This is a genomic window from Anaeromyxobacter sp. SG66, from assembly GCF_022690805.1.
In the GTDB taxonomy this organism is placed as follows: Bacteria; Myxococcota; Myxococcia; order Myxococcales; family Anaeromyxobacteraceae; genus Anaeromyxobacter; species Anaeromyxobacter soli.
Window position 1 is genome coordinate 1 of sequence record NZ_JALCZC010000135.1, and the last position, 10,040, is coordinate 10,040.

The 10,040-nt window shown below is 73.2% G+C and carries 13 protein-coding genes; 4 read left to right on the plus strand and 9 right to left on the minus strand.

From position 1 onward, the window contains the following. Positions 1 to 279: 279 nt before the first annotated feature. The 9 genes from rplI to MNZ39_RS21620 all read right to left on the minus strand — a co-directional run bounded on the left by rplI (position 280) and on the right by MNZ39_RS21620 (position 7,228). Positions 280 to 729, minus strand: coding sequence for a 50S ribosomal protein L9 (rplI, locus tag MNZ39_RS21580; RefSeq protein WP_242341164.1), 450 nt, complete (start codon positions 727 to 729; stop codon positions 280 to 282). A gap of 12 nt (positions 730 to 741) precedes the next feature. Continuing rightward, entirely contained in the window at positions 742 to 1,161 is a 420-nt protein-coding gene (rpsR, locus tag MNZ39_RS21585; RefSeq protein ID WP_242341165.1) for a 30S ribosomal protein S18, read from the minus strand. 3 nt (positions 1,162 to 1,164) lie between these two features. Continuing rightward, entirely contained in the window at positions 1,165 to 1,614 is a 450-nt protein-coding gene (locus MNZ39_RS21590; protein ID WP_242341166.1) for a 30S ribosomal protein S6, read from the minus strand. A 107-nt stretch (positions 1,615 to 1,721) separates the two neighbouring features. Then, on the minus strand, positions 1,722 to 2,300 hold the full coding sequence (gene pth / locus MNZ39_RS21595; protein ID WP_242341167.1) for an aminoacyl-tRNA hydrolase: 579 nt from the start codon (positions 2,298 to 2,300) through the stop codon (positions 1,722 to 1,724). An 8-nt stretch (positions 2,301 to 2,308) separates the two neighbouring features. After that, positions 2,309 to 3,016 carry a 50S ribosomal protein L25/general stress protein Ctc gene (locus tag MNZ39_RS21600; RefSeq protein WP_242341168.1) on the minus strand — a complete coding sequence of 236 codons (708 nt, stop codon included), beginning with the start codon at positions 3,014 to 3,016 and terminating at the stop codon, positions 2,309 to 2,311. 296 nt (positions 3,017 to 3,312) lie between these two features. Then, a complete protein-coding gene (locus MNZ39_RS21605) occupies positions 3,313 to 4,278 on the minus strand; it encodes a ribose-phosphate pyrophosphokinase (protein ID WP_242341169.1) in 966 nt (321 codons plus the stop codon). Positions 4,279 to 4,419: 141 nt separating this feature from the next. Further along, on the minus strand, positions 4,420 to 4,719 hold the full coding sequence (spoVG, locus tag MNZ39_RS21610; protein WP_242341170.1) for a septation regulator SpoVG: 300 nt from the start codon (positions 4,717 to 4,719) through the stop codon (positions 4,420 to 4,422). After that, the gene (gene ispE, locus MNZ39_RS21615) at positions 4,686 to 5,588 is read right to left on the minus strand and encodes a 4-(cytidine 5'-diphospho)-2-C-methyl-D-erythritol kinase (protein WP_242341171.1); all 903 of its coding nucleotides are present in this window, start codon (positions 5,586 to 5,588) and stop codon (positions 4,686 to 4,688) included. Before ispE ends, spoVG begins: the two co-directional genes overlap by 34 nt. 80 nt (positions 5,589 to 5,668) lie before the next feature. Next, the gene (locus tag MNZ39_RS21620; RefSeq protein ID WP_242341172.1) at positions 5,669 to 7,228 is read right to left on the minus strand and encodes a carboxypeptidase M32; all 1,560 of its coding nucleotides are present in this window, start codon (positions 7,226 to 7,228) and stop codon (positions 5,669 to 5,671) included. A 54-nt stretch (positions 7,229 to 7,282) separates the two neighbouring features. On the opposite strand from MNZ39_RS21620, the gene MNZ39_RS21625 reads away from it, so the two are divergent. From MNZ39_RS21625 to MNZ39_RS21640, 4 genes are all read left to right on the plus strand, one after another. After that, positions 7,283 to 8,098, plus strand: coding sequence for a uracil phosphoribosyltransferase (locus tag MNZ39_RS21625; RefSeq protein ID WP_242341173.1), 816 nt, complete (start codon positions 7,283 to 7,285; stop codon positions 8,096 to 8,098). Then, positions 8,091 to 8,618, plus strand: a complete 528-nt coding sequence (hpt, locus tag MNZ39_RS21630) for a hypoxanthine phosphoribosyltransferase (protein WP_242341174.1) — start codon at positions 8,091 to 8,093, stop codon at positions 8,616 to 8,618. Before MNZ39_RS21625 ends, hpt begins: the two co-directional genes overlap by 8 nt. A 131-nt stretch (positions 8,619 to 8,749) precedes the next feature. Next, positions 8,750 to 9,532 (plus strand): hypothetical protein, encoded by a 783-nt coding sequence (locus MNZ39_RS21635; RefSeq protein WP_242341175.1) that lies wholly within the window; start codon positions 8,750 to 8,752, stop codon positions 9,530 to 9,532. Positions 9,533 to 9,676: 144 nt separating this feature from the next. Then, positions 9,677 to 10,040: methyltransferase domain-containing protein (locus tag MNZ39_RS21640; RefSeq protein ID WP_242341176.1), on the plus strand; the 364-nt coding region annotated here is incomplete at its 3' end.

Below are 10,040 nucleotides of genomic sequence, written 5' to 3' on the forward strand. Positions count from 1 at the left end.
GAGGAGCTGCTCCGCGCGGCGCCGGCGGACCCGGCGCTCCGGGTACGCGCGGCGGACGCGTGGCGCGCCGTCGCCGTCGCCGTGGCCGGGGGGCCGGACTCCGCCCTCTCGAGCGCGCGCGCCGCCGCGATCGACGCGGGCGAGCTGCCGCCGGACGCCGGGCCCCTCTGCCGCTGAGGGAGCCTCCTCGATGGCGCGGGGCGCGGCGCGTGGCCGAAAACGAGGAGAGGGCCGGCCCCTGAGGACCGGCCCTCTCGATGAGGCGGTGCGGGCGAGCGGTTACGCCGGCTCGGCCTCGACCTTCACCTTGGCCTTGCCGACCACCTCGCTGTGGAGCTTCACGGGGACCTCGAAGTCGCCCGTGGTCTTGATCGGCTCGGAGAGATCGATCGAGCGGCGGTCGATCTGCAGGCCGCGCGCGGCGAGGGCCTCGGCGACGTCCATCGCCGTGACCGAGCCGTAGAGCTTGTCCTGCTCGCCGACCTTGCGCACGAGGGTGATGGGCGTCTCGGCGAGCCGCTTCGCGACGGCCTGCGCGCTCGCCTTCATCTTGGCGGCCTTGGCCGTCGCGATGGCCTTCTGGTGCTCGAGCTCGCGGACGTTCTTCGGGTTCGCGAGGACCGCGAGGCCGCGGGGGAGCAGGAAGTTGCGCCCGTAGCCGGGCTTCACTTCCACGAGCTCGCCGCCCTTGCCCAGGTTCTCGACGTCTTCACGGAGGATGAGCTTCATCGCCGGCCTCCCTTACATCCCGCCCACGGTGTAGGGCAGGATCGCGAGCATGCGGCCGCGCTTCACGGCGGTGGCCACCTCGCGCTGGTGCTTCGCGCAGTTCCCGCTGATGCGGCGGGGGATGATCTTGCCGCGCTCGGTCAGGAAGTACTTCATCTGCGACTGGTCCTTGTAGTCGACCTTCAGCGTCTTGTCGGCGCAGAACCGGCAGACCTTGCGCCGGCCGAAGCCGCGCCGCCCACCGCCCTCGTCGCCGCCGCGATCGTCGCGATCGCCCCGGTCGCCGCGATCCCCGCGGTCGCCGCCGCGCGAGCCGAAGCCCCCGCCGCCGCCGCCACCACCGCCGAACCCGCCGCCGCCGAAGCCGCCACCGCTCCGAGGACCGCCGAACCCACCGCTGCTCTTCGGACCACCCATGTCAGGACGTGCCATGGCCTATTCCTCCGCCTCGGGCGCCTCGGCCTCGAACGGCTCCTCGCCGGGCACGAACTCACCGCGCTCCTCGCGCGGCTTCTGCTCGTCCTCGACGGCCTGGATCTTCACGTCGGCCTCGACCTGGCGGGCGTCGAAGTCCACGCCGTCGGCGACCTTCACCGACTGGAACTTCTGCACCACGTCGATCATCTTCAGGTTGCGCTCGAGCTCCGCCACCAGGCCAGGCTGGCCGATGTACAGGACGTGCATGTAGAGCGCCTTCGGGTTCTTGCCGACCGGGAACGCGGTCTTCCGCTTGCCCTGGTTGGTGAACCGGATGACCTTGCCGCTCTCGCGCGTCACGACGCCGCGCAGGCGCTCCTTGATCTCCTCCACCTGATCGTCCGGCGTCTCCGCCTTGAGCAGGTAGATGGTCTCGTACTCGCGTACGAGCTTCCTCGTCTCCGCCATGTCGCTCCCCTCGGGTCTGAAAGCGGCGGTTCGCCCGCCGCGAGGAGTCGTCTCCGTCTCCGCCGCCCGGCCCCATGCCGGTCGGCGGGTGCTGCAGGAGAGTGCTGCTATCCCGCCGCGCTCGCGCGGCGGTTCACCTGGTTCATCGCCTTCGCCGCGCCCAGCTCGACGACGAGCCGGGTGGCGTCGGTGGCGCGCACGAGGCAGTCCTCGAGCTCCGCCTCGTCGCCCTTCGAGAACCGGCCGAGCACGTAGTCGGCCGGGTCCATCCGCGGCGGCGGCCGGCCCACGCCGACGCGAACGCGCGCGTAGTCGGGGCCGCCCACGTGGGCGTTCACGCTCTTCAGGCCGTTGTGCCCGCCGTGCCCGCCCCCGACCTTGAGCTGGATCCGGAAGGGGTCGAGCTCGAGGTCGTCATGCACGACGACGAGGTCCTCGCGCCCGAGCTTCCAGAAGTGGAGCGCGGGCCCGACGGCCTCGCCGGAGTGGTTCATGTAGGTCTGGGGCTTCATGATCCAGACCCGCTCGCCGCCCGCCCGCCCCTCCGCCAGCTCGGAGGCGAACTTGCGGAGGGTGAACTCGGCCCCGAGGGCGAGCGCGAGCCGGTCGGCAACGAGGAAGCCGACGTTGTGGCGCGTGCGCGCGTAGTCGGGGCCGGGGTTCCCAAGGCCGACGACGAGCTTCAAGGGCGTGCCTACTTCTTCGCGCCCTTGGCCTCGGGCTTCTTGCCCTCGGCCGCAGGAGCGGCGGCGCCCGCAGCCGCGGGGGCCGCGCCCGCCGGGGCGGCAGCGCCCTCGGCCGGAGCCGCGCCCGGAACGGCGGCCGCCACCGGGGCGACGACCTCCTCCTTCTCCGGCACGGCGACGAACGCGATCACGTAGTCGGTCGTGAACTTGAACTTGCACCCCTCGGGCGGGGTCAGCTCCGAGACGTGGATCGAGGCGCCGATCTTGAGGTTCGTGACGTCAACCTCGATCCGCACCGGGATCTTCGCCGGGAGCGCCTCGAGCACGATCTCGTGCGTCGCGAGCGAGAGGATGCCGCCCTCCGCCTGGCCGGCCGCGCGGCCGGTCGTGACGACCGGCACGTCGACCTTCACCGGCTCCTCGAGGCTCACCTCGAGGAAGTCGGCGTGCTCGAGCTTCCGCGAGACGGGATCGACCGCCCAGTCCTTGAAGAGGACGTGCTTGTCGCTGCCGTCGAGCTTCAGGGTGAGGAGGGTGTTGAACTTGTGAGGGGTCTCGATCGCCTTGAGGAGCGCGCTGGGATCCACCGCGAGGTGGGTCGGCTCCTGCTTGCGGCCATAGACGACCGCGGGGATGAGGCCCTGCTGACGCAGCCTGCGGGCGGGACCCTTGCCCTTGCCCTCGCGGCGCTGCGCGTTGACGATGATGTCGGCCATTCTCGTCCTCCCAATGGACTCGGGCCGCTCCGATCGAGGAGCGGAGCGCGAGGGGCCGCCGGATGAGCGTGCCGGCCCTGGGTGGTGTGAGGGCCCCCGACCTTCCGGGAGCCACGGGAGCGCGGGTGATTACCGGAAACCCCGCGGCGAGTCAAGAGGTTCGGGGCGGTTTACCGTCGGGGGCCCCGCCGAGCGGTCACGACCGACCTCTCGCCGTGGGGGGGGGGGGGCCCCCGCCCCCCCCCCCCCCGCCCCCGCCCCCCCCCCCCCGGGGGGGGCGGGGGCGCAGCCCCCGCTTAGACAAACAAACTCGACAGCGAGTCGGCCGAGTGGATCCGGCGCATGGCCTCGGCGAGGAGCCCCGCGACCGAGAGCGCGCGGATCTTCCGGCACGCCTCGGCCTCCGGGCGGAGGGTGATCGTGTCGGTCACCACGACCTCCTCGATCGGGCTCTTCACGATCCGCTCGACGGCCGGGCCGGAGAGCACCGCGTGCGTCGCGTACGCGTAGACCTTGAGCGCGCCCTTGTCCATGAGCGCGTTCGCCGCCTGGGTGAGCGTGCCGGCGGTGTCGATCATGTCGTCGAGGAGCACGGCGATCTTCCCCTGCACCTCGCCGATGACGTTCATGATCTCGGCGACGTTCGGCTTCGTGCGCCGCTTGTCGATGATGCCGAGGGTGGACCCGAGCCGCTTCGCGTAGGCGCGGGCGCGCTCCACGCCGCCGGCGTCCGGCGAGACGACCACCACGTTCTGGGTGTCGCCGTCGAAGCGCTTGCGCATGTGCTCGACGAGCACGGGCGCGGCGTAGAGGTGGTCGAACGGCACGTTGAAGAAGCCCTGGATCTGGCCGGCGTGCATGTCCATCGAGACGACGCGCGTCGCGCCCGCCGCCACGAGGAGGTCCGCGACGAGCTTCGCGGTGATGGGCGAGCGCGAGGCGACCTTCCGGTCCTGCCGCGCGTACCCGTAGTAGGGCATGACGGCGGTGATGGAGCCCGCGGACGCGCGCTTCAGCGCGTCCATCATGATGAGGAGCTCCATCGCGTTCGTGTTCGCGTCCGGGGAGGTGGACTGGACGACGAACGTGTCGAGCCCGCGGACGTTCTCGCCGATCTCGACCTGGATCTCGCCGTCGGAGAAGCGCCCGACCGTCGCGTGGCCGAGGGGCCGGCCGAGCTCCTTGCAGATCGCCTCGGCGAGCTTCCGGTTCGAGTTGCCCGAGAAGACCCGGTAGTCGGGCCGATTTCCAAGGAATTGCATCGCGCGCTCCGGCGTGATCCCGCGAAGAACAGACGACGGCCCCGGGGAGGGGAGGCCGTCGGCGGCGCCACATATACCGGAACCGTCGGACGGACCCAACGGGCAAGCGCGCCGGAGCGGAAAAGCGAGACCGGCGCCGCGTCAGGCGTCGTGCGGATCGGTGCCGGTCGGGCGGGGAGCCGCCCCCTTGTGCACCTCGCGCTCGTACTGGGCGAGGATCGTCCGCTCCATCCGCTCCCGCGTCTCGGTGTTGAGCGGGTGGGCGATGTCCTTGAACGTGCCGTCCTTGCGGCGCTTCGCCGGCATCGCGATGAAGAGGCCGGTGTTGCCGTTGATCACCTTGAGGTCGCGGATGACGAAGCAGTCGTCGAGGGTGATCGTGACGTACGCCTTCAGCTTCTCTTCGTTCACGGGGAAGACGCGGACCTCGGTGATCTCCATGGCGTAACCCCCGGATGCCGTCGCACCGTCCTCGCGGCGAGGACCCTCACGTCCTGCGCGACGATCTCCTCCGCGATCGTCCGCGCCGCTCGCGCCGCCGCGTTCTTGCTGGGAAAAAGCCCGAACACGGTGGGCCCGCTTCCGGACATTATAGCGGCCGTCGCGCCGCGACCCACAAGCAGCCCCAAGAGCGTCTTCAGGGGCGGCCGCTCCGCGAGACAGGGCGGCTCGAGATCGTTCCCCGCGCGGGACGGATCGAAGCGATCGAAGCGTGGCGCGAGCCGGGGGCTGCGGCCGTGCCGCGCTGCGTCGAGCCAGCGGTAGGCGTCGCCGGCGCGGATGGCGAGCTCGGGAGCGGTCGGGTAGACGAGCACGAGGTGCTGAGGCGCCACGTCGGCCGGCGTGAGCCGCTCGCCGCGGCCCTCGGCCCACGCCGGGCCGGGGCCGAGGAAGAACGGCACGTCGGAGCCGACCTCCGCCGCGATCGACGCGAGCGCCCCGGCGTCGCGGATCCGGAACGCGCGCGCGAGGCAGCGGAGCACCGCGGCCGCGTCGGACGAGCCGCCGCCGAGGCCGGCGGTGACCGGGACTCGCTTCGCGATGCGGATGGCCACGGCGCGCTCGATCCCGAAGCGCGCGCGGAAGCGCTCCGCCGCGCGGGCGGCGAGGTTCGAGGCGCCGTCGAGCTCGGGGCGGCCCGGCACGCGGCAGGTGACCGGCCCCGCGCGTTCGCCCACCGTGACGTCCACGCGGTCGCCGAGGTCGAGCGGGACCATGAGCGAGCGGATGCCGTGGAAGCCGTCCTTCCGCGGCGGGCCGACGCGCAGGACGAGGTTCACCTTCGCAGGGGCGATCGTCTGGAGGCGCACGCGTCGCTCCTACCACAGGCGGCGCGCGCCCTGCGGCCCCGCCCGCGCGTCGCCCTGCGAAGGGCATGGCGCCACCCCGGTCAGAGCGTGAGGCCGTAGAGCGCGCCGTACTTCGTCTTCACGTAGCGTTCGAAGTCCGCGTCGGTGAGCCCCACCCCGGCCGCGTCGCGCACGATGTCCTCGGCGTCCTTGCGGCGGCCGACGCGGTAGACCTTCTCGGCGAGCCAGCGCCGCAGCGGGGCGAGATCGCCCGCGGCGATGGCGTCGTCGAGCCCGGGGAGCGCGCGCCCGGCGGCGGCGAAGAGCGTCGCGGCGTAGAGGTTGCCGAGCGTGTAGGTCGGGAAGTAGCCGAGGTCTCCCCACGCCCAGTGAATGTCCTGCAGCACCCCCTCCGCGTCGTCGCGCGGCCGGACGCCGAGGAGCGCCTCGGAGCGCGCCGCCCACGCCTCGGGGAGGTCCGACACCGCGAGCGTGCCGCGCATCATCCCGAGCTCGAGCTCGAAGCGCAGCGCGACGTGGAGGTTGTAGGTGACCTCGTCCGCCTCGACGCGCACGAGCGAGCGCTCGACGCGGTTCACCGCCCGGTGGAAGTCGGCGGGCGCGACCCCGGCGAGCTGCGGGAAGCGCGCGGCGAGCCGCGGCAGGAACGCACGCCAGAACGGAAGCGAGCGGCCGACCAGGTTCTCCCACAGGCGCGACTGCGACTCGTGGATCCCCATCGACGGCGCGGCGCAGAGCAGGGAGCGGCGGTGCTCGCCGGGGAGGTGCTGCTCGTAGAGCCCGTGGCCGGCCTCGTGGAGCGTGGAGAAGATCGCGGAGAGCGGCTGCGCCTCGTAGACGCGCGTCGTGACGCGCACGTCGCCCGGGTCGAGGCCGAGGGTGAAGGGGTGGAGCGAGCGATCCTGCCGGCCGGCCGCGGGGTCGAAGCCGAGCGCCGCGAGGAGCTCGAGGGTGAAGCCCCACTGGGCCTCGCCGTCGAAGCGGCCGGAGAGGAACCCGTCCTCGGGCGCAGGGGCCGCGTCGATCGCCGCGACGAGCGGCGAGAGCCACCCGACGAGCCGGCGGAGGATGGGCTCGAGGCGGGCGACGCGCATGCCGGGCTCGTAGCCCTCGAGGAGCGCGTCGTAGGGTTCGGACGCGCCGGGGTCCGGCTGCGCCTCCGGCCTCCGCGCCAGCATGGGCATGAGCGCGTCGGCCTGCTCGCGCCGGAGCTCGACGAGCCGGGCGAGCTTGGGGGCGAAGAGGGCGAAGGCGCGCGCGTTGCGGGCCGCCTTCCAGGCGTCGACGCCTTCCGCCTGGGCCTGCGCGAGCGCGCGGACGAGGTCCTGCGGCACGCGCGCGGCGCGCTCGTGATCGAAGCGGAGCGCGCGGAGGGCGGCGGCGCGGTCGGGATCCCCGGAGGCCTCGCGCTCGGCGAGGTCGAGCGCCTCGGCGACGCGGGGCTGGGTGAGCCGCTCGTGGAGGGCGGCCTGGACCGCGGCGAGCTGGTCGCCGCGGGCGACCGCGCCCTTCGCCGGCATGAACGTCTCCTGGTCCCACTGAAGGAGGGAGACGGCGCCCCCGAGCGCCCGCACGTCGCACATGACGGCCGCGAGCGTCTCCCACGCGGCGCTCCTCGGGGCGGGGGCGGTCTCGGGCATGGCCGCTCATTTAGGCAGAGGAATCCGGGGGGACAAGCATTATGCTCCCCGCCCGTGCGAGACCGCAGCTACGACACCGTCCCGTTCCGGCTCTCCGAGATCGAGCACCGCTACGGCGAGAACGTGCACATCGTCGCGAACCCGTTCCTCCTCGGACACCTCGCGACGCTCTGCGCGAAGGAGACGCGCCAGCCCGACATCAGCCGGCTCGTGCGCATCCTCTACGAGGACCTCATCCGCACCGTCCTCAACGTCGAGTTCCCGCGCCGGCGCGTCTCGGTCCCGACGCGCATGATCGACACCTCCCCCCAGGGGATCTTCGAGGGCGAGGTCATCGACCGGGCGGTCCGCGCCGTGACGGTGAACATCGCCCGGGCGGGCGCGCTCCCGTCGCAGGTCGCCTACGACCTCCTGAACGAGACGCTGGAGCCCTCGCTCGTGCGGCAGGACCACATCATCATGAGCCGCATGCTCGGGGTGAACGAGGAGGTCGTCGGCGCCGGCATCGGGGGCATGAAGATCGGCGGGGACATCGACGAGGCGTTCCTGCTCTTCCCCGACCCGATGGGCGCGACGGGCAGCTCGCTCTCGACCGCCATCCAGACCTACAAGACGAAGGTCCCCGGCAGGCCCCGGCGGATCGTGAACATCCACCTCATCGTCACCCCGGAGTACCTCCGCACGATGACGCGGGCGCACCCCGACGTCGTCGTCTACGCGATCCGGGTGGACCGCGGCCTCTCGGCGCCGGACGTCCTCGCGACGATCCCGGGCACGCGCTGGGACGAGGAGCGCGGCCTCGACGACCACCAGTACATCGTCCCCGGCGGCGGCGGCTTCGGGGAGATCCTGAACAACGCCTATGTCTAGCGGCGCGGGCAAGGTCGACGTCCTCATCTCGCAGGCGGACCTGCAGGCGCGGGTCGCGGCGCTCGGCGCCGAGATCACGCGCGATCACGCGGGACGCTCGCTCGTGGTGGTCGGGGTGCTGAAGGGGAGCTTCATCTTCCTCGCCGACCTGGTGCGGGCGATCGACCTGCCGATCTCCATCGACTTCATCGGCATCTCCTCGTACCAGGGCACCCGCTCGACCGGGGTCGTGCAGATCACGAGCGATCTCACCCGGCCGATCGAGGGCAAGGACGTGCTCCTCGTCGAGGACATCGTCGATACCGGGCTCTCGATGCGGTACCTCCTCGACAACCTCGCGACGCGCAAGCCCGCGAGCGTGCAGGTGTGCGCGCTCCTCGAGAAGCCGTCGCGCGCGGTCGTGAAGGTGCCCATCCAGTACCGCGGCTTCGAGATCGGCGACGAGTTCGTGGTGGGCTACGGGCTGGACTGGGACGGCAAGATGCGGAACCTGCCGTTCGTGGGCGTGCCGCGGGTGTGAAGGGGTAGTCGTCATTCGTGACCGGCCGCGGGCGAGAGGCCCGCCGGCACGAGGCTCTAGCGACGGCGCGGTTCGCGGCGCGGAAGGCGATCGCGAGCGCGCGAACCGTCGCGCAGCGCGGGAGGACACTCGTGGCGGACGACACGACGAGGACGCCGCGGCGCGGCGGCGGGGCAAGGGCGGCGGTCGCGTGGGTCGCGATCGTGGGGCTCCTCGCGCTCGTCCTGTGGCTCGTCTCGGAGCGGAACGCGCGCACCTGGTACCTCGTTCCGGACGAGGGGCGCCTCGTGGTGATGCGCGGCATCCTCGCGCCCTTGGGCCGGCAGACCTTCAAGACCGCCGATCCGTCGCAGGCGCAGGCGTACGAGCCCATCGTGGCGCCCCCCGGCAAGCCGCTCCCGGCGGAGCGCGCGTTCGAGGAGCGGAGCCTGCTCGACCAGGGGATCTACGATCTCCTCTCCGGCTGGGCGCGCGAGGAGATCGCGAGCGGCGACGCGGCGCGGCTCGAGCGCGGGCTCGGCTACCTCTCCCGCGCCGAGCGGCTCGCCGGCCTCTCGCCCACGCAGCGCGAGGACCTCTCCGCGCTCCGCGCCGAGTCCGGGTTCTACGAGGCGCAGCGGCTCCTCGATCGCGCCGTCGGCGAGCTGCGCGACGCGACGGAGAAGCTGCGGCACACGGGCGCCTCGCGCTCCGCCCGCGCGAACGACGCGCGCGCGCTCCTTCACGACGTCGAGCCCGCGCTCGACGCCGCCTCGATCGCGCTCCGGAATGCGGCCAGCGCGCAGCGGTCCCAGCAGAGCGGGCAGGGCGCGCAGCCGGCGGCGCAGCCCGGGGCGCCGGCCCAGGCGGCCCCGACCGCGCCCGAGTCGGCCCCGGCACCGCCATCGGGGGAGTCGGGCGGCGAGAAGCGCTAGGTCCGCGCCGTGGCGGGGCCGCCGCCCCGAGGTGCGCACACCTCCGCTCCTCTCCGACCCCCGCGCTCCCCGCGGGCCGCCCGCCTAAGCGCCGCGGGCCCCGCCGCCGGACGCCCGGGGCCGGGGTGGTAACATCGCCGCGCCATGGCCCCCTTTCACGCGCGCAACGGCGCGGGCGATCTGCTCGCGCGCTACAGCTTCATCGAGCCGCTCCTCGCCGGCCGCCGCGTGCTGGAGATCGGCGCGGCGGCGGCCTCCGACGGCGCGACCGCGCTGTTCCTCGCCGAGCGCGGGGCGGCGGCGGTCCTCTCCATCGCGCCGAGCGAGCCGGAGCTCGCCGCCGCGCGCGAGGCCGGGCACCACCCGTTCGTGCAGTTCCGCGCCGCCGAGCCCGAGGCGCTGCGGGCCGGCACCTTCGACCTCGTGCTCGTCGCCGACGGGAGCGCGCTCGCGCGCGAGCCGGCCCGCGTCGCGACGCTCCGGCGCCTCCTCGCGCCCGGCGGCCGCC